The organism is Arhodomonas sp. KWT2, assembly GCF_041949875.1.
Classification (GTDB): domain Bacteria; phylum Pseudomonadota; class Gammaproteobacteria; order Nitrococcales; family Nitrococcaceae; genus Arhodomonas; species Arhodomonas aquaeolei.
Map to the genome: position 1 here is coordinate 1 of NZ_JBHFPQ010000033.1, position 17,869 is coordinate 17,869.

Below are 17,869 nucleotides of genomic sequence, written 5' to 3' on the forward strand. Positions count from 1 at the left end.
CTCGTAATCCAGCGGCACGTCCAGCGCCGGGGCCGGCAGGTAGGCCCCCAGCGGGCCGCCGGCCTGCACCGCGCGCACCGGCCGCCCGGAGGCAGTGCCGCCGCCGAGCTCGTCGATGACGTGGGCCAGCGACACCCCGAAGGGCACCTCGTAGAGCCCGGGGCGGCGGACGTTGCCGCACAGCTGCACGGTGAGGGTGCCGCGGGACTTGCCGTGGCCGAGGGCGGCGTAGGCCTCGGCGCCATCGGCGAGGATCGCCGGCACGGTGGCCAGGGTGATGACGTTGTTCACCACCGTGGGCCGGCCCATGAATCCGCGGATCGCCGGCAGCGGTGGCTTGAAACGGACCTCGCCGCGATGGCCCTCCAGGCTCTCCAGCAGCGAGGTCTCCTCGCCGCAGATGTAGGCCCCGGCACCCATGCGCAGCTCGATGTCGAAGGTGTGTCCGGAACCAAGGACGTCCGGGCCGAGAAGGCCGTTGTGCCGGGCGATGTCCAGGGCGGTAAGCAGCGATGCCCGTGCCGCGGGGTATTCGGAACGCAGGTAGATGTAGCCGTGAGCGGCGCCGACGGCAATTCCGGCGATGGCCATGCCCTCGATGAGGGCGAGAGGGTCGCCCTCCATGAGCATGCGGTCGGCGAAGGTGCCGCTGTCGCCCTCGTCCGCGTTGCAGACGATGACCTTGCCCGCGCCGTCGGCGTCGAGCACGGTCTGCCACTTGCGGCCGGTGGGGAAACCCGCGCCACCGCGCCCGCGCAGGCCGGAGGCTGTGACGGCATCGACGATCGACTGCCGGCCCATATCCAGGGCACGGCGCAGGCCGCGGGTGCCCCCGTGGGCGACGAAGTCGTCCCAGTCGTCGGGCACGACACGGCCGAGGCGGCGGCAGGTGAAGCGGTTCTGGCCCTGGTCCGCGATCAGGGCGTCGATATCGCCTATGCGCAGCGGGTGCCCGGCACCGGGGTGGCGGAGTGCCTCGACGAGGCCGGGCATATCCGCCGCGGTGACCGGTCCGAAACCGATACGCCGGCCCTCGTGGTCGACCTCCACCAGCGGCTCCAGGGCGTAGAGGCCGCGGGAGCCGGTGCGCAGCGGCGAGAGGGCCGGATCGGCAGCGGCGATCGCGGCGGCGACCTCGTCCGCGCCAATGGACACTGCGGTGCTGTCGCGGGGGACGTATACACTCATGACGGCCTCCCCCCTTCGGCGGCGGCGACCAGCTCGTGCACGCGCTCCGGAGTCATCCGCCCGAGCGTGCGCCCGTTCCACTGCGCCGATGGTCCGCAGGGGCAATTGCCCAGACAGTAGACCGGCTCGATCTCGACCCGCCCGTCCGGCACCGCGGACAGTGCCTGGGCTGCCGCCCACACGGCCCGGCCGCCGACGGCCTGGCAGGCCTCGGCGCGGCAGACCTTGAGCTGGTGCGCCCGGGCCGGTTCGGCGTGGAAATCGGTGTAGAAGCGGACCACGCCGTGGACCTCGGCACGGGTGAGATTCAGTGTGCGGGCGATGTGGCGGACGGCCTCGTCCGGGATATGGCCGAACGTGTCCTGGACGTCGTGCAGGATTGCCAGCAATGGTCCCTCGCGGCCGCCGTGTCGCCGGCAGATTGACTCGATGGTCGACGGCAGTGCGCCGTCACTCTCCTCCGTCGTCATTGCCTCAGGCTCCCCGGTTGCGTGTGATCAGGGTCCGGGTGTCCGCAACAACCACCTTCCACCAGTATGTTCGTGGTAAGCGCGGTCTGCCATGTCTCGAGACCATGGCGTTCATGCTGGAACGGCCCGGTCGGGGGTGGTGTCCCGATCCCGAATCCGAGTGGTCCGTGATCGACATCCTGACCGCCGGTCGGGCGGGCACCGCCGGGACGGGTGATGTTGCGGCGGTGCCCGCCATAATGGCGGGACGATCCCGTCCGGGAGGGAGCGATGATGGACAACGAGCTCGAGCCGGTGGTGGGGCAGTGGTACTGGCACCACGATAAGGGCCAGGCGTTCGTGGTCGTCGCCGTGGAGGCCGATGGCACCGTGGAGATCCAGCACTACGACGGCGACCTGGAGACCGTGGACGGCGACGGCTGGCCGGCGATGGACATCGAGCTCGGGGAGCCCCCGGAGGACTGGAGCGGGCCGGTGGACGAGTCGGACGACGACACCGGCACCGACTCCGACGCGCTCGCCGACCGGGACGCGCGGGAGTCCGGCGTCGCCTCGTTCCGCCAGCCCTGCGAGCCGTGGGCGCACGACCCGGAGGCCCGCGGTACGCAGGACGACGAGGACGCAGGCCCGCCGGACGACGGGTCCCGCTGAGCGGGTGCATCGGCGGAGGTACCGTGACGCGGGCCAGCGCGGTTCATGCAGGACAGGGAAGGCGGACGATGAAGGATCGGGACATCGCACTGTTCACCCTCGACGCGGGGCGCGACTACGGGGCCCGGGTGGCGGCGTGTCTGGGCATCGAGCCGGCGCGTCACGAGGAGCGGGACTTCGAGGACGGCGAGCACAAGGCGCGCCCGCTGGAGAGCGTGCGCGGCCGCGATGTCTATGTCCTCCAGGGCCTGCACGGCGAGCTCGGCGCCGGCGTCAACGACAAGCTCGTGCGCCTGCTCTTCTTTCTGGGTGCGTTGCGGGACGCCGACCCGGCGAGGCTGACGGTGGTCATCCCGTATCTCGCGTACGCCCGCAAGGAACGCCGTACCAAGCCCCGGGACCCGGTGACCAGCCGCTACCTGGCAGCGCTGCTGGAGGCGATGGGCGTGCAGCGCGTGGTGGCGCTGGACGTGCACAACCCGGCGGCCTTCGAGAACGCCTTCCGGGTGCCCGCGATTCACCTGGAGGCGCGCCCGCTGCTGGCCGGCGAGCTGCTCCGCGGGGGAGCGGGCGACGGCCTCGTCGTGGTCTCCCCGGACACCGGCGGTTACAAACGCGCCGAGCGTTTCCGCGAGACCCTGGAGGCGCGGACCGGTGCCGCGCCCGGCATGGCGTTCATGGAGAAGAAACGCAGCGGCGGTACGGTCTCGGGGGAGCGGCTGGTCGGGGACGTCGCCGGATGCAACGCGGTAATCGTCGATGACCTGATCAGCACCGGCGGCACCATCGCCCGCGCGGCATCGGCGGCGCATGCCGCTGGGGCAACGGCGGTCACCGCCGTCGCCAGTCATGGCCTGTTCACCGGCGACGCCGCGCGGACCCTCGCCGGGGCGCCGTTGACGCGGCTGCTCGTCACCGACAGCGTGCCGGCGTTCCGGCTGGGCAACGCGCCGCTGCGGGAACGCCTGACCGTCGTGGATACCGCCGACTTCATGGCGGAGGCGGTGCGCCGGCTGCACGCCGGAGATTCCATCGTCTCGATGATGGCGGACCAGGGCTGAGCGTCGTGCCCACCTAGCCCAGGATCCGCTCCCGGGCCAGCGTCAGGTAGGTGCCGGCGCGCTCCAGCCATTTCTCCCGGTCCCGTGCCGGGTCCCGGTCCAGGTGCCACACGGCGAGCTTCGCCCAGAGCAGGGCGCGGCGGCCGGTGTAGGCGGCAAGCAGGCGGTCGCCGGGGGCGTCGCCGCAGACCTCCGTGTAGCGGCGCAGCAGCCGCGGGCCGATCCACTCGGCGCCCAGCCGGTGGCATTCCAGTGCCAGGAAGGCGAGCTCGTCCGCCGGGTCGACGATCCGGAGGCCGCGGTCGAACTCCAGGCAGTCGATCACCGTGGGCCCGGGGGTGAAGTACACGTGCTCCGCGCGCAGGTCCCCGTGTCCTTCCACCACGCGGCCATCGCGCAGCCGCCCGCCGATCTCGTCGGCACGGTCGTCGAGAAGGCCATGCACGTCGCGGGCGACACGGCGGATCAACGCCCGGTCGAGGCCGTAGCGGGAAACGCCGAGGGCCGTGCTGTCGGCGTCGATGTGCCCGCGCATGGCCTCGAGCCAGGCGTGGGGCGGCGGCGTGAAGGGCGTGCGCGCGGCGTAGAAACCGCTCAGGGTATCGGCGAGGGTATCGACCTCGGCGGGCGTTACGCCGCCGGTGCCCAGGCGCTGCCCGAGGCAGTCGCGCTCGGGCAACCGTTGCATACGCACCAGGTACGCCAGGGGCGGGCCGTCACCGTCCAGCACCAGGTGACCGCCGTCCGTGGCGGAGACCGCGGCCACGCCGAGATAAACCGCCGGGGCGAGCCGGCGGTTGAGGCGTACCTCCTCCCGGCATTGATGCCGGCGCGCTGCGAGGCTGGCGTAATCGAGCCAGGGGTAGTGCAGGGCCTTTTTGAGCTTCAGCGCCCGGTCGCCAGCGAGGATCACCCAGGAGAGGTGGGTCTCGATCACGGCATCCGCCGGGGCGGGTGGGCCGTGCTCGGCGAGCTGGTCCACGATCCGGCGCTGGTGCGCGCGCTGTGCTGCGATCGCGGTGGACGACATCCCTTCGCGGTCCCTCCATGTTCCGGCATCCGGCGCGGCTGCCGCTGACCGCTTTCCCGGAGCATAGCCGAGACGGTCGTGCAGGAACGACGCGGGTATCCCGGTGTCGGTGGGAATGGCGGCTGCTGACCCGGCGGCCCGGCCCGGGTAACATCCCGGCTGGGAACGGCAACGCGCGGGCGTGGCCGTATCATGCAGACCATTAGGGAGCACACACGCATGCACCGATCCATTGCGCGCCTGATGACGCGAATCGCCGGCGCCGCGCTGGTCCCGGCGGGGCTGATCCTGGGGCTTTCGGGCGTTCATGCCGCGGATCTGCCGGCACCGCTGCAGTCCCTCGAGGCGCAGGGTGTCGAAATCGGGGAGCCGTTCGAGGCCCCGGGCGGGCTGACCGGCTACGTGATCTCCGCGCGTGGCCAGACCGTCACCGTCTATGTCACCCCGGACAAAGAGCACGCGGTGATCGGGACGCTGCTCGATGCCGACGGTAACAACCTCAGCCAGCCGGTGCTCGACCAGGCCTCGCGGGCGCCCCTCGACCCCAAGATCTGGGATCAGCTCGCCGACAGCCGCTGGATCGCCGACGGGGCAGAGGATGCGGGCCGGGTGGTGTATGTCTTCACCGATCCCAACTGCCCGTACTGTCACCGCTTCTGGCAGATGAGCCGGCCCTGGGTGGAGGCGGGCAAGGTCCAGCTCCGCCATATCATGGTCGGCGTGATCCGCCCGAGCAGCGGTCCGAAGGCGGCGACGCTGCTCGCATCGGGCAACCCGTCGAAGGCGCTGCAGGCCCACGAGCGCAACTACGAGCAGGGCGGTGTCACGCCGCGGGACGACATCCCGGAGGCGGCGCGCAAGGGGGTGCAGGCCAACGGCGCACTGATGCAGGAGCTCGGGTACCGGGGAACGCCCACGGTGGTCTACCGCAATGAGGCGGGCGAGGTGCATCACGTCCAGGGGCTGCCGCGGGGCGATGACCTCACCCAGGCGATGGGCGGACCCCGCCCGGAATAGCGGGACAGAGACGGGAGCAGTGCCAATGGAACTGGGCTTCTACGGGGCGACGCGGGAGGTCACCGGCTCGTGCTTCCTGCTGGAAGTCGGCCGCCGGCGGGTGCTGGTGGACTGTGGCCTGATCCAGGGCAGCCACCGGCACGAGCGGCACAATCGGGATCCATTCCCCTTCGAGGCCTCGTCCATCGACGCGGTGGTGCTCACCCATGCCCACCTCGATCACTCCGGGCGCCTGCCGCTGCTGATCAAGCGCGGGTTCCGCGGGCGGATCTTCACCCATCGGGCGACCGTGGACCTGTGCCGGATCATGCTCGAGGACGCGGGCTACCTCAACGAGAAGGAGGCCCAGTGGGAGAACCGCAAGCGCGAGCGCAAGGGCCTGCGCCCGGTGGAGCCGCTATACACCCGCGATGAGGCGCGGCTGTCCACCCACCGCTTCCACGGCCTGGATTACGGCCAGGAGCGGGAGGTGGTGCCCGGCGTGCGGCTGACCCTGCGTGACGCCGGCCACATCCTGGGCTCCGCGCTCGCGGTGCTCGACCTCGAGGAGACGGGGACGAGGCGGCGGGTCGTCTTCAGCGGTGATCTGGGCCACAAGGGCACACCTATCCTGCGCGACCCGGAGGTCGTCGACCGGGCGGACCTGGTCGTAATGGAGAGTACCTACGGTGATCGCCGGCACCGCGGCTGGGAGGAGACCTGGGCGGAGCTCGGCGGGATCTTCCGCGAGGCGCGTCAGGCCGGCGGCAACGTGCTTGTGCCCACCTTCGCCGTGGACCGCACCCAGATGCTGCTCTACATGTTCAAACGCTATTACCAGGACTGGGGGCTCGACGACTGGCAGATCTTCCTCGACAGCCCCATGGCGATCAAGGCGACACGCGTGTACGCCCGTCACACGGCCCTCTACGACGAGCGTGCCGCCGCCTTTGAACGGGCCCACGGCGAGCTCTTCGACCTCCCGAACCTGCGCCTGTCGGAGTCCACCGAGGCCTCGATGGGCATCAACCGGATCCGCAGCGGCGCGGTGATCGTCGCCGGCAGCGGCATGTGCACCGGCGGGCGGATCAAGCATCACCTCAAGCACAACATCTGGCGGCGCGAGGCCCACGTCGTGATTACCGGCTTCCAGGCGGCGGGCACTCTGGGCCGGGCAATGGTGGACGGGGCGAGCCACATCCGTCTCTGGGGCGAAACGGTGCGCGTGCAGGCGACGGTGCATACCGTGGGCGGCCTCTCCGCCCATGCCGACCAGGACGGGCTCGCCGGCTGGTACGACGGCTTCGGGGGCAGACCACCGGTGGCGATCGTCCACGGCGAGCCGGCGGCACAGGATGCCCTCGCCGCCCGGTTGCAGGGCGACGGCGCGACGCACGCCCGTGCCATGCGCTACGGGGAGCGGCTGGATCTCACCGCGCCCGGGGCCGGCCTCGGGGACTGACCGGCCGCTCAGCCGGCAATGAACACGGTGTGAAGCAACCGCCCGGGGACCAGGGTGAATGCGCCGGCCCCGATCAGCGCGAAGACGAACAGCGAGATCATCCCCGCACGGTGTGCCCGGACATGCCCGGCGCGCACGGCCCGTACCGCGTGAACGAGGGTCGCCAGGGTGACCAGCGAAAGGACGTGGATCGGGCTCCAGTCCCCCCAGACCCGCAGCTCGTGGATGAACAGCGAGCTGACCGCCGTGAGGGCCATGAGCGCGACCCAGCTCCGGCCGACACGGCGGTGAAGCGTACCGCCGCGGCGCAGCCCGAACTGGATGATACCCAGCGCCAGCGCGAGCACGGCGGCGGCGACGTGTACCTGGATCACGACGGAGGCGTGGAGCAGTGGCTGGAGGTGCATGTGGCAGCCTGTGTGCAACTTATTGCATAATAGTGGCGCCCGGCGGGATTGCGTGCAACCGGATGCATATAGAGAACGACGAATGGCACTGCGCTTCGCCCTGCTGACCGCGCTGCAGGAATGCCCGGCGACGGGTTACGAGCTGACGCGTACCTTCCGCGAGCGGCTCGGGCATGTGTGGCCGGCGAGCCATCAGCAGATCTACCGGGAGCTGGCACGGCTCCACGAGGCCGGGCACCTGGCCATGGAGCCGCTGCCCCATGACGACCGCCCCGATGCCAAGCGTTACCGGGTCACCCCGGCCGGCGAGGCCGCGCTGCGGGAATGGCTCGCCGAGCCCCATGCTCCGCCCACGGTAAGGGACCCCTTCCTGGTAAAGCTCTTCGCCGGCGAGCTGCTCGACGACGCGGCCATGCGCGTGCAGGTCGAGCAGCGGCGGGCGTACTGGCAGGACCGTCTGGCCGCGTATCGCGGAATCGAGACGGCCTATTTTCAGCGCGCGTCGTCTCTGCCGAGGCGGTACCGGCTCCAGTACCTGGCCCTGCGTCGGGGCATCATCACGGCCGAGTCGCTGCTCGAGTGGCTCGATGAGCTCGGTGCGGAATTCGGGCCGGGCCGATTCGGGGATTGCACCGGGGGCCGATCATCCGATAATTAAATGACGAGGGGCAATGTGGCGCGGGCGACCGGATCCGATTCGATCGGACGGCAGGGGCTCGCCGCCGGCGGCACATGAGTCGTTGTTCGGTAGAGAAGTAATATAACCGCCGTTTCGATGGAGAGGTCAGGTCATGGTGGAGGAACAATCCCGGCCCAAGGAGGGTGTCCAGCCCCGGCTCAATGAGCCGGCACCGGATTTCCGTGTGGACACGACGGCCGGCGAGCTCTCGCTGGCCGATTACCGGGGGCGCTGGCTCGTGCTGTTCTCGCACCCGGCGGATTTCACACCGGTATGCACCAGCGAGTTCCTGGCGTTCGCCCGGGCACAGGATCGTTTCGACGCCCTCGGTGCGGACCTGCTGGGGCTGTCGGTGGACAGCGAGTTCGCGCATATCGCCTGGATGCAGTCCATTCAGGAGAAGTTCGGGGTGGAGGTGCGCTTCCCCCTCATCGCGGACGCGAAGATGGAGGTGGCGCGTGCCTACGGCATGATCCACCACGGGGCGTCGGACCGGTCGGCCGTGCGGGCGACGTTCATCATCGACCCGGATGGTGTGCTGCGCTCCATGCACTACTACCCGATGCGCAACGGTCGTTCCATCGAAGAGATCCTGCGCCTGCTCCAGGCGCTGCGGACTTCCGACGGCCACGGCGTTGCCACGCCGGCGGGCTGGCAGCCCGGGGAGTCGGTGATCGTGCCGCCGCCGCGTACCGCCGGTGCGGCCGCGGAGCGCCTCGCCAACGACGATTACGCCGTCACCGACTGGTATTTCGCCAAGACGTCGGTCGTCGAGTAGGGCAGTGTCCGGCCGTGCCCGGTTCGTGGCGTGGTCCGGGCGTTCTGTCGTCATCGCGCGGGCGAATTGACCGCGTGGGATGGCTCCCCTAATGTAATTTGCTTCCCAATAATCATTAGTCGAAACAATCCCCGGGAGGGCACATGATCCCGTCGATCAAACAGCTGTTTTCCACCGCGATCCTGACAGCCGGCCTGGTGGCCGGCACCGCCCATGCCCAGGACGGGCTCGCGGACATGGATCCGGTGACCCTGAAGCTTGCTCACGTGGTCAACAAGGAGGATGGCTTCCATATCGCCGCGAAGCGGTTCGCGAAGCTGGTCGATGAGCGCACGGATGGGGCGGTGAACATCGAGATCTATCCCAACGCCCAGCTCGGCGACGAGCGCACGCTGCTCGAGGGGATGCAGATGGGCACCGTGGACATGGGCGTGATCACCAACGGCCCGGTGGCCAACTTCGTCGAGGAGATCGCGGTCTTCGAGCTGCCGTTCCTCTTCCCCTCCCGCGAGGCGGCCTACGAGGTGCTGGACGGCCCGGTCGGCCAGGACCTGCTCGACGAGCTCCAGCGCGTCAACCTCAAGGGCCTCGCCTATGCCGAGCGCGGCTTCCGCAACCTGACCAACAGCGTGCATCCGGTGCACACGCCCGAGGATGTCGAGGGGCTCAAGATCCGGGTCATGGAAAACCCGGTCTACATCGACACCTTCCGCGCGCTCGGCGCCAATGCCGTGCCCATGGCGTGGACGGAGGCACTGACGGCGATGCAGCAGGGCACCATCGACGGCCAGGAAAACCCGGTCAACGTGGTCGAGTCGTTCAAGCTCTACGAGACCCAGAAGTACATGTCGATGACCCGCCACACCTATGCGCCGGCGCTGTTCGTGATGAGCCTGAATGTCTGGAACCGTCTGCCGGCCGAGGCCCAGGACATCCTCCAGCGCTCCGCCCAGGACGCCGCCGAGTACGAGCGGAAGATGAACGCCCAGATGCAGGCCGAGCAGCTGCAGACGCTACGCGATAACGGCATGAAGATCGTCATGGATCCGGACGTCGCCGCCTTCCAGAAGGCCGTGCAGCCGGTCTACGAGAAGTACGGTGAGCGCTTCGGCTCGTATCTCGATCGCATCCGCGAGCAGCTCCAGTAAGCCCACCGCGTTGCCGGACGGGCCGGGCCGTGCGCCCGGCCCGCCGTGGAGAGGTCCATGCTGTCCCTTCTGCAGGCCGTCGAACGCGGCCTGGACGCCGTGATCCGTCCGGCCGCCTTCCTGGCACTGGCTGGCATGATCGTGGTCACCACGCTCCAGATCGTCTTCCGCGTCGCCTTCGACGCCATCAGCTGGTCGGAGGAGCTGGCCCGCTACCTGCTCGTGTGGACCACGTTCCTGGGGGCTACGCTGGCCTACCAGCGGGGTCGCCACATCGCGGTGACGGTGCTCGTGGATCGGCTGCCGAGGCCGCTCGGGCGGTTCGCCCGGGTGCTGGCCCACGCCGCGTCGGTGGCGTTCTTCGCGGTGGTGATCGTGGCGGGCTGGCGCTATATGGACCTCCAGAGCTTCCAGGTCTCTGCTTCCCTGCGTATCCCGATGCCGTGGGTCTATGCCGTGATCCCCGGGTCGGCGGCGGTAATGGGTCTGTACGCGGCCGTGGACCTCCTCGAGGTGCTGTTCGGCCGGGACGAGGCCGGTGATGATGCGGTGGGGGCGGAGGACTGATGGGGGCGTTGCTGTTCGTTGCGTTCTTCGGGCTGTTGGTGCTCGGTGTGCCGGTGGCGGTGGCCATCGGTCTGGGCGCGATTGTGGCGCTGACCGCGGACGGCGTCCCGCTGATGGTCGTGGTGCAGCGGATGTTCGCGGGCACCGATTCCTTCGCGCTGATCGCGGTGCCGTTCTTCATCCTCGCCGGCGATCTCATGGCCTCGGGCATGGTCAGCCGCAAGTTGGTCGATTTCGCCGATGCCCTGTTCGGCTTCGTGAAGGGCGGGCTGTCAATCGTCTCGGTGCTCGCGGGGATGTTCTTCGCCGCGATCTCCGGTTCGGGCGCGGCGACCACCGCGGCCGTGGGCTCGACACTAATCCCCGAGCTCAAGCGCAAGGGCTACGAGGAGGCCCCGGCGGCGAGCCTGATCGCCGCGAGCGGCACCATAGGCGTGGTGATCCCGCCGTCGGTGCCGATGATCATCTACGCGGTGCTCGCCGACCAGTCGGTGGCGCGGCTGTTCCTCAACGGTTTCATCCCCGGCATCATCATGGGGCTCGGTCTCATGGCGATAGCGCTGGCCCAGGCCTACGACCGCAACTATCCGCGGGGCAGTGCGCTGTCGCTCGGCAATATACTGCGCACCTTCCGCGACGCCTTCTGGGGGCTGCTTACCCCGGTAATCATCCTCGGCGGGATCTTCTCCGGTGTGTTCACCCCCAGCGAGGCGGCGGTGGTGGCGGTGAACTATGCGCTGCTGGTCTCGCTGTTCGTCTACCGCGACCTCACGTTGCGCGAGATATACGCGCTGATGATCCGCTCCGTGCTCACCACCGGGGTGATCATGTTCGTGATCGCCACCTCGGCGGTGCTGAGCTGGACGCTTGCGAACTGGAATATCCCCACGCAGGTGGCGCAGTGGGTACTCGGAATCTCCTCCGAGCCGATGGTGATCCTGCTGCTGATCACGGCGGTGATCCTGGTCACCGGCGTGTTCGTGGAGACCGCGAGCGCGCTGATCATCCTCACACCGGTATTGCTGCCGCTGGTCAAGGCGATGAACGTCGATCTCATCCACTTCGGGGTGATCATGGTCATGGGGCTGGGCATCGGGATGATCACGCCACCGGTGGCGATCAATCTGTACGTGGCGTCCTCGATCACGGACCAGCCGCTGGAGCGCATCGCGCGGGCGGTGGTGCCGTACCTGGCGGTGCTGCTCGGGGTCCTGCTGCTGGTGGTCTATGGACCTGTCCTGCTGGGGCTGTCCGGCTGAACAGCCGGTTGTGGATGGTCCGGTGGTAAACTATATTTCAGATACTGGAATATAACGGATGTCTGCCGGGAGGGAGAACCCATGCGCCTTACCGCCACTCGCCTGTTCCCCGGACACTCGCCGCTGTGGCGCGTGTTCTGGCTCTACGGGGTGATCCCGAGCAACGTGCTCTGGGCCATCACCCTGCTGATGCTTACCGGTGGCGCGCCGGGCGGGGCCCTCGCCGTCGCCTACGCCGTACTGCTGGTCTACACGGGCTGGATCATCGCCGCCGTGTGGGCCAGTGCGGATAACGTGCACAACGCCCGCTGGGGCGACATGGCCCGGCTGCTCACCGCCGCCTGGGCGCTGAACACGGTGCTGGTCGTCTTTTTCCTTGCCCTGGGTCCGCGGTGACGGCACCGGACATACGCCTCAAGCGTGCCCATGACCCGGTGGCCGACGACGACGGCTACCGGGTGCTCGTCGACCGGGTCTGGCCTCGCGGGATACGCCGGGCCGATCTCGCGCTGGACGAGTGGGCGCGCGATCTTGCCCCCTCCACGGACCTGCGGCGCTGGTTCGGCCACGATCCCGAGCGCTGGCCCGGCTTTCGCGAGCGCTACCGTGCAGAGCTCGGGAACGCGCCGGAGGCGTTGCGGGCCCTGGTGGAGCGCTGTGCGGCCGGTCGGACCACGCTCGTGTTCTCGGCCCGTGACCGGGAGCACAACCAGGCGGTCGCGCTTGCGGAGGTGCTCGCCGAGGAGTTCGCGGCCTGGTACGCGCCGGACGAGCCCGCCTCGCCGGTCTGCTATGCCGCGCAGTTCGAACGCGGCGGGGGTCCCGATACCTCTTCGCGCTGAGTGTCCGTACTTGCCCGCGGCCACGGCTTCTGCGGTAATCCGGGGGGCGATCGCTGCCACGGGGCCGGGGGCATGACTGCGCTGCTGGGGATCATCGGGGGGATCGTGCTGCTGGCACTGGGCGGCGAGTTCGTCGTGCGTGGCGCGCTCGCGCTGGCCCGCCGCACCGGGGTTTCGCCGTTGCTCGCCGGGCTGGTGATCGTCGGCTTCGGAACCTCCGCGCCCGAGTTCACCGTCTCCCTGGATGCCGCCCTCCAGGCCCGCCCCGACATCGCGCTCGCCAACGTGGTGGGCAGCAACATCGCCAACGTCCTGCTGATCCTCGGCATATGCGCGCTACTCGCGCCACTCGCGACGTCCCGCCGCGCCCTGTGGCGCGACGGCGTTGGCATGCTCGCCGCGAGCCTCGCGTTGCCGGTACTGTTGCTCGGTGGTGGTATCGGGCGGGGTGACGGTGCCGTGCTGGTCCTGGCGCTCCTGGGTTACCTGGCCTGGGCCTACGTGGCCGAGACCTACCACGGTGCCGCCTCGGCGGCGGTGCACCGTGACGAGGCCGCGTCGGTTCCGGCGCTGCGTGGAGGACGGGGGCGGGCGCTCGTTGCCCTGATCGGCGGGCTTGCGCTGCTCGTGGGCGGGGCGCGGCTGCTGGTGATCTCGGCGATCGCGTTGGCCCGGGCGCTCGACGTCCCCGAGGCGGTAATCGGCCTGACGGTCGTGGCGGTGGGGACCTCGCTGCCGGAGTTCGCCGTCTCCCTGCTCGCCACGCTCCGCGGACAGGCGGATGTGGCCGTGGGCAATATCCTCGGCAGCAACCTGTTCAACCTGCTGGGGATCCTGGGCGTTACCGCGCTGATCCATCCGCTGTCGGCGGCACCCCGGATCCTTGCGGTGGACCAGTGGGTGATGATCGCCGCTGCCGTGGCGGTGGTCGCCTTTCTCGCCACCCGGCTCGGGCTCGCCCGCTGGGAAGGGGCGTTGCTGCTTGCCGGCTACGCGGTGTACGTGTCCCTCGGCATGACCTGAGGCGGTCAGCGGGCGACGGCGCCGTCCCCGCGTCCGCTCCGGGTGGCGCCGGGGGAGCGTCCGAAGCGCCGGCGGTAGCAGCGCGCGAAGTGGGACGAGGACGAGAACCCGCAGGCGGAGGCGATCTCGAGGATGCTCAGCGTCGACTGGCGTAGCAGGTCGTGGGCCCGGTCGAGGCGCAGCTCCAGGTAGAACTGCCGCGGCGTCCGGTCGAAGTGGCGGCGGAACAGCCGCTCGAGCTGGCGCGGTGAGATGCCCGCGCTTTCGGCGATTTCCCGGGCGGGGAGCTGCTCGTCCAGGTGGGCGCGCATGATCTCCACGGCGCGCAGCAGCCGCGGATGGCGGATCCGGTGTTTGGCCTCCAGAGACATGCGCTGGGCGGCGTGGGCGGGGCGGATGCTCGGGTGGATGGCCTGCTCGGCGACCGCATTGGCGAGCGCCTCGCCATGGTCCCGGGCAATGAGCTCGAGCATCATGTCCAGGCCGGCGACCCCGCCGGAGCAGGTGAGCACGCCCTCGTCGGCCTCGTAGAGCTCGTTGGTGACGTGCAGCCGCGGGAATTCCTCGCGCAGGCTGTCGGCGTTCTCCCAGTGGATGGTGCACCGGCGGTCCTGCAGCAGTCCGGCCCGGGCGAGCAGCAGGGTGCCGGTGGAGGTCGCGCCCAGGGTGATGCCGGCACGGGCGAGCTGGCGCAGCCACTGGGTGATGGCGGGGCTCTCCACCGCGGCGGCGTCGTAGCCGGCGACCACGAACAGCGCGGACAGGCCCTCGCCGTCACCGAATCGCCGCGTGGGGCGGAAGAGCATCCCGTTGCTCGCCGTCACCGGGGCGTCACCCGGGCAGTACAGCGGCCATTCGTAGAGGTGCCGCCCGGAGAGGCGGTTGGCCATGCGCAACGGGTCGATCGCTGCGGCGAGTGAGATCATCGAGAACTGCGGCAGCAGCAGAAAGCCCATCTGGCGCGGGGCCGGTGCGCCCGCGTCCTGCGGTTCGGCGGTCTCCGTGTCGGTCGCGTTCATGGTGGGTTCCGGCCTGTCTCGGCGAGGGAGCGCCCCGATCCGCCGTGCCACGGCCGGATCGGGGCCCGCAGCCCCCAGTATGCCATCCGCGCGTGGGCGGTTCAGACGTGGCGGCCGAGCAGGGCCTCGTCGAAGGGGTACTTGGAGATCATCTCGACGCCGGTGTCGGTGATCAGCACTTCCTCCTCGAGCTTGACGCCCTCCGGGCCGTCCACCTCGCCGATGTAGCTCTCCACGCTCACGACCATGCCCGGCTCGAGCACCCCGTCGCCGGTGAAGCGGTCGAAGTCCACGGAGTGGGCCACCAGCGGCGTCTCGCCGTGCATGCCGACGCCGTGGATGATCGACGGGTAGCGCCGGTCGAGGAAGCGCTCGGGGATGCGCCAGGCGCGCTCGGCGATCTCGCGGTAGCTCATCCCCGGCTGGAGGATGTCGATGTTGTGGTGCACCTGCTCCCAGGCCATCTGGTAGAGGCTCTGCTGATAGCCGGAGGGGCGGCCGGGGCCGACGTGGAAGGTCCGCGAGAAGTCCGAGTAGTAACCGTTGCAGCCGATGGTGTCGGTGTCCAGGGCCACCAGCTCTCCGGGGCGGATCACGCGGTCGCTGGCCTCGTTGAACCATGGGTTGGTCCGCGGCCCGGAGGAGAGCAGCCGGGTCTCGATGAACTCGCCGCCGCCGCGGATCACCTCGCCGTACATGGTGGCGAACAGGTCGGTCTCGGTGACGCCGGGGTGGATGCCGCGTTCCACCGATGCCACGGCGGCCTCGCTCGCGGCCATCGACTGGGCCAGGCAGGCGATCTCCTCACGGGTCTTCAGCCGCCGGCAGTGCAGGGTGTCCTGCATGCAGTCGGCCACCTCGAGACCCTGGGCCTCGAGGTTGAGGGCGAGCAGGTGAGAGCAGCGGTCCAGCCCGACCCGGACGTTGCCGCGGCCGTGGGCGCGCACCAGGTCGGCGATCTCGCGGGCGAAGGGGTCGGCGCTGAGGTTGTCGCGCTGGTTCACCGCCGACCACACGACCTTGGAGGTGCGCGACTCGTCGATGGTCTCCAGCCAGGTGGAGACGTGGGCACTGCCCGGGTACTCGAACAGGATCACCGGGCCTTCCTGAGGCACGTAGATGTAACGCGTGGAGTTGCGCAGAAAGTAGCCGAACATGTTGCGCGAGCCGGTGGCGTAGCGTTGGTTGTACGGGTCGAAGAGCACCACGGCGGCGTAGCCCTTCTCCGCCATCATCTCGCGCAGCCGGCGCAGGCGCCCGGCGCGCAGGGCGCGGGGCTCGAAGCTCATGGGCACGCTGTCGTAGTTGCCCACCGGGCCGGACGGGGTGAGCGGCCGACCGGTGTCGGGCAGATCGACGTGCGGGTGGGTCATGTCGTCCACGATGGCCTCCTGATCAGTCCGCGAGCTTGTCGCTGCGCTCCAGGCCCTCCTCGAGCTGGCGCTCGTGGATGGGGGCCATGCGCCCGAAGATGCGCTTGGCGCGCTCGGCGCGGCCGATGAACCCGGGCTCGCGGGCATAGCCGAAGATCACCGTGTGCCGCTCGACGTCGCCGTGCACGCGGGCGACGCGGTGCAGCGAGTAGCGGCCGTAGAAGATCTGCAGGTCGCCGGGCTCCAGCGACAGGGTCTTGATCGGGCTGCGATCGCCTTCGAGCACCCGCTGCACCCCCTCGAAGTTCTCGTCCTCTGGGTTGCGGATCTGCGGGCAGTACTCGAAGTCGCCGCCTTGCTCCGGCCGCTGGGTCATCATCGTGACAATGAATTCGTTGGTGTCGTAGTGCCACGGGTGCTGGCAGCCGTCGCGCAGCACGTTGATCACCAGCCCCGCGAGCGGGTCGGCGTACTCGTGGAGCTCCGGCTCGTCCATCGCCGCGGCGATGAAGCGCTGGAAGTCCGGGTTGTGGTAGACGCGGCGCACCGCGGTGTCCTGGGCGATCAGGTCGCCGGCGACGAAGCCGTTGGTGCGGTCGCCGAAGACGTTCTTGGGGTGGTTGTCCGGCAGCGCCGGATCGCCGTCGGAGTTGTACGGGTTGGTGTGGGTCTCGTTGTAGTGCGCCCGCGGGGCGAGCTCGCGGGTCTCGTCGCGGATCGCGGCCAGCGCCTCGGGGCGGATGAAGCCCTTGAGCACGACGCACCCGTCGTCGGCGAGCTGGGCGCGGCAGCGCTCGATCAGCGCCTGACCGGCCTCGCCGTCCAGGTCGTGGATCGGGTGGCGCTCCAGGTCGATGATGGCGTCGATGCCGTCGGTCTGCTTCATCTGTTCTTTGGCGACACTCATGGGAGGTCCTCTCTCGTCCTCTGCAAGGATTCGTGAATCAGGCTAGGGATGGTGAATCGATAAGTGAAACGATTTAATTTAATATGTTCGATTGCGATATATCATTGATAGGGCGTTTCCGATGGACACTGAACTCCTTCGTGCCTTCATCGCGGTCGCCGAGAGTGGTGGTTTCAGCGCGGCCGGCAAGGGGCTGAACCGGACCCAGTCCGCGGTTAGCCTGCAGATCAAGCGCCTGGAAGAGCGCGTGGGGGAGGCGCTGTTCGAGCGCACTAGCCGCTCCGTGCGGCTGACCGAGGCCGGGGGCACCTTCCTGCCCTATGCCCGGCGTATCCTCCGGCTCCAGGAGGAGGCGGTGGGCGCGGTGGGCGAGGGTGCGGAGGCGTCGCAGCTGCGTTTCGGGCTCTCCGAGGAGCAGGCGCTCGCGTATCTCCCGGAGGTGCTCGCCGGCTTCACCCGCGCCCACCCGGAGCTCCACCTGGAGGTCATCTGCGAGATGAGTCCGGTGCTCATCCGGCGGCTGGAGGAGGGCGAGCTGGACCTCGCCCTGGCCGTGCGTCACCGCCATACCAAGACCGGCGAGGTGGTCGCCCGCGAGCCGCTGGTGTGGGTGGCCGCGGAGGGCTTCGTGCCGCCGGTGGGGGCGCCCCTGCCGATGGCGGTCAACCCGGAGGGCTGCACCTATCGTGCGCAGGCGTTCTCCGCGCTCGGCCGGGCGGGCTGGGACTGGCGGGTGGTGTACACCAGCCAGAGCCCGACGGGGATCAACCTGGCGGTGCAGGCCGGGCTCGCGGTGACGGTGAAGACCCCGCGTTCCGTGCCCGAGGGCTGCCGCATCCTCGATACGCGCCATGGCCTGCCGGCGCTGCCCCACGTGGATATCGAGCTGCACCGCGCCCCGGGTGTGCTGCCGGCGGCGACGGATGCGTTCGTGGACGCCCTGATGGGCTCGATCGCCCACACCGAGGGGGTGGAGACCGTGACCGCGCCGACCGCACCGGCGCGGTAG

Annotated in this window: 20 protein-coding genes; 13 read left to right on the top strand and 7 right to left on the bottom strand. The window is 69.6% G+C overall.

Annotated elements, in window-relative coordinates:
- Together ACEZHJ_RS04620 and ACEZHJ_RS04625 are read right to left on the bottom strand one after the other, a co-directional pair.
- The coding region (locus ACEZHJ_RS04620) for an SLBB domain-containing protein (RefSeq protein WP_375036284.1) at window positions 1-1,188 on the bottom strand (1,188 nt) is incomplete at its 3' end.
- Window positions 1,185-1,658 (bottom strand): NAD(P)H-dependent oxidoreductase subunit E, encoded by a 474-nt coding sequence (locus tag ACEZHJ_RS04625; RefSeq protein ID WP_375036285.1) that lies wholly within the window; start codon window positions 1,656-1,658, stop codon window positions 1,185-1,187. The genes ACEZHJ_RS04620 and ACEZHJ_RS04625, both read right to left, overlap by 4 nt.
- A gap of 270 nt (window positions 1,659-1,928) precedes the next feature.
- On the opposite strand from ACEZHJ_RS04625, the gene ACEZHJ_RS04630 reads away from it, so the two are divergent.
- The gene (locus tag ACEZHJ_RS04630; protein WP_163144492.1) at window positions 1,929-2,309 is read left to right on the top strand and encodes a DUF6763 family protein; all 381 of its coding nucleotides are present in this window, start codon (window positions 1,929-1,931) and stop codon (window positions 2,307-2,309) included.
- A 68-nt stretch (window positions 2,310-2,377) separates the two neighbouring features.
- The gene (locus tag ACEZHJ_RS04635) at window positions 2,378-3,370 is read left to right on the top strand and encodes a ribose-phosphate pyrophosphokinase (RefSeq protein WP_375036286.1); all 993 of its coding nucleotides are present in this window, start codon (window positions 2,378-2,380) and stop codon (window positions 3,368-3,370) included.
- 13 nt (window positions 3,371-3,383) lie between these two features.
- Here ACEZHJ_RS04635 and ACEZHJ_RS04640 read toward each other — a convergent pair whose 3' ends face one another.
- The gene (locus ACEZHJ_RS04640) at window positions 3,384-4,400 is read right to left on the bottom strand and encodes a hypothetical protein (RefSeq protein WP_163141198.1); all 1,017 of its coding nucleotides are present in this window, start codon (window positions 4,398-4,400) and stop codon (window positions 3,384-3,386) included.
- A gap of 219 nt (window positions 4,401-4,619) precedes the next feature.
- Between ACEZHJ_RS04640 and dsbG the strand changes: the two genes are divergently transcribed.
- Together dsbG and ACEZHJ_RS04650 are read left to right on the top strand one after the other, a co-directional pair.
- The gene (dsbG, locus tag ACEZHJ_RS04645; RefSeq protein ID WP_163141201.1) at window positions 4,620-5,417 is read left to right on the top strand and encodes a thiol:disulfide interchange protein DsbG; all 798 of its coding nucleotides are present in this window, start codon (window positions 4,620-4,622) and stop codon (window positions 5,415-5,417) included.
- A gap of 25 nt (window positions 5,418-5,442) precedes the next feature.
- Window positions 5,443-6,858 carry an MBL fold metallo-hydrolase RNA specificity domain-containing protein gene (locus ACEZHJ_RS04650; RefSeq protein WP_163141204.1) on the top strand — a complete coding sequence of 472 codons (1,416 nt, stop codon included), beginning with the start codon at window positions 5,443-5,445 and terminating at the stop codon, window positions 6,856-6,858.
- Window positions 6,859-6,866: 8 nt separating this feature from the next.
- Here the strand turns inward: ACEZHJ_RS04650 and ACEZHJ_RS04655 are convergent, their stop codons facing one another.
- A complete protein-coding gene (locus ACEZHJ_RS04655) occupies window positions 6,867-7,265 on the bottom strand; it encodes a DUF2306 domain-containing protein (RefSeq protein ID WP_163141207.1) in 399 nt (132 codons plus the stop codon).
- A gap of 82 nt (window positions 7,266-7,347) precedes the next feature.
- On the opposite strand from ACEZHJ_RS04655, the gene ACEZHJ_RS04660 reads away from it, so the two are divergent.
- The 8 genes from ACEZHJ_RS04660 to ACEZHJ_RS04695 all read left to right on the top strand — a co-directional run bounded on the left by ACEZHJ_RS04660 (window position 7,348) and on the right by ACEZHJ_RS04695 (window position 13,561).
- Window positions 7,348-7,923 (top strand): PadR family transcriptional regulator, encoded by a 576-nt coding sequence (locus ACEZHJ_RS04660; protein ID WP_163141210.1) that lies wholly within the window; start codon window positions 7,348-7,350, stop codon window positions 7,921-7,923.
- A gap of 133 nt (window positions 7,924-8,056) precedes the next feature.
- Complete coding sequence (locus ACEZHJ_RS04665; RefSeq protein WP_163141213.1) at window positions 8,057-8,722, top strand: peroxiredoxin; 666 nt, start codon at window positions 8,057-8,059, stop codon at window positions 8,720-8,722.
- 143 nt (window positions 8,723-8,865) lie between these two features.
- Entirely contained in the window at window positions 8,866-9,870 is a 1,005-nt protein-coding gene (locus ACEZHJ_RS04670) for a TRAP transporter substrate-binding protein (protein WP_163141216.1), read from the top strand.
- Between the two features lie 57 nt (window positions 9,871-9,927).
- Window positions 9,928-10,437: a TRAP transporter small permease gene (locus ACEZHJ_RS04675; RefSeq protein ID WP_163141219.1), complete on the top strand. Its 510-nt coding sequence runs from the start codon at window positions 9,928-9,930 to the stop codon at window positions 10,435-10,437.
- Window positions 10,437-11,696, top strand: coding sequence for a TRAP transporter large permease (locus tag ACEZHJ_RS04680; protein WP_259201866.1), 1,260 nt, complete (start codon window positions 10,437-10,439; stop codon window positions 11,694-11,696). Before ACEZHJ_RS04675 ends, ACEZHJ_RS04680 begins: the two co-directional genes overlap by 1 nt.
- Before the next feature lie 81 nt (window positions 11,697-11,777).
- On the top strand, window positions 11,778-12,092 hold the full coding sequence (locus tag ACEZHJ_RS04685; protein ID WP_259201867.1) for a hypothetical protein: 315 nt from the start codon (window positions 11,778-11,780) through the stop codon (window positions 12,090-12,092).
- Window positions 12,089-12,538, top strand: a complete 450-nt coding sequence (locus ACEZHJ_RS04690) for a DUF488 domain-containing protein (RefSeq protein WP_259201868.1) — start codon at window positions 12,089-12,091, stop codon at window positions 12,536-12,538. The genes ACEZHJ_RS04685 and ACEZHJ_RS04690 overlap by 4 nt, the downstream gene beginning before the upstream one ends.
- A 72-nt stretch (window positions 12,539-12,610) precedes the next feature.
- A complete protein-coding gene (locus ACEZHJ_RS04695) occupies window positions 12,611-13,561 on the top strand; it encodes a calcium/sodium antiporter (protein WP_018717032.1) in 951 nt (316 codons plus the stop codon).
- A 5-nt stretch (window positions 13,562-13,566) separates the two neighbouring features.
- On the opposite strand, the gene ACEZHJ_RS04700 is transcribed toward ACEZHJ_RS04695, so the two are convergent.
- The 3 genes from ACEZHJ_RS04700 to ACEZHJ_RS04710 all read right to left on the bottom strand — a co-directional run bounded on the left by ACEZHJ_RS04700 (window position 13,567) and on the right by ACEZHJ_RS04710 (window position 16,860).
- Window positions 13,567-14,580, bottom strand: a complete 1,014-nt coding sequence (locus ACEZHJ_RS04700; RefSeq protein ID WP_163142998.1) for a GlxA family transcriptional regulator — start codon at window positions 14,578-14,580, stop codon at window positions 13,567-13,569.
- Between the two features lie 101 nt (window positions 14,581-14,681).
- Window positions 14,682-15,953: a M24 family metallopeptidase gene (locus ACEZHJ_RS04705; RefSeq protein ID WP_375036307.1), complete on the bottom strand. Its 1,272-nt coding sequence runs from the start codon at window positions 15,951-15,953 to the stop codon at window positions 14,682-14,684.
- A gap of 22 nt (window positions 15,954-15,975) precedes the next feature.
- Complete coding sequence (locus ACEZHJ_RS04710; protein WP_018717029.1) at window positions 15,976-16,860, bottom strand: hypothetical protein; 885 nt, start codon at window positions 16,858-16,860, stop codon at window positions 15,976-15,978.
- A 121-nt stretch (window positions 16,861-16,981) separates the two neighbouring features.
- Here ACEZHJ_RS04710 and ACEZHJ_RS04715 point away from each other — a divergent pair, with 121 nt between their 5' ends.
- Window positions 16,982-17,869, top strand: coding sequence for a LysR substrate-binding domain-containing protein (locus ACEZHJ_RS04715; RefSeq protein ID WP_375036287.1), 888 nt, complete (start codon window positions 16,982-16,984; stop codon window positions 17,867-17,869).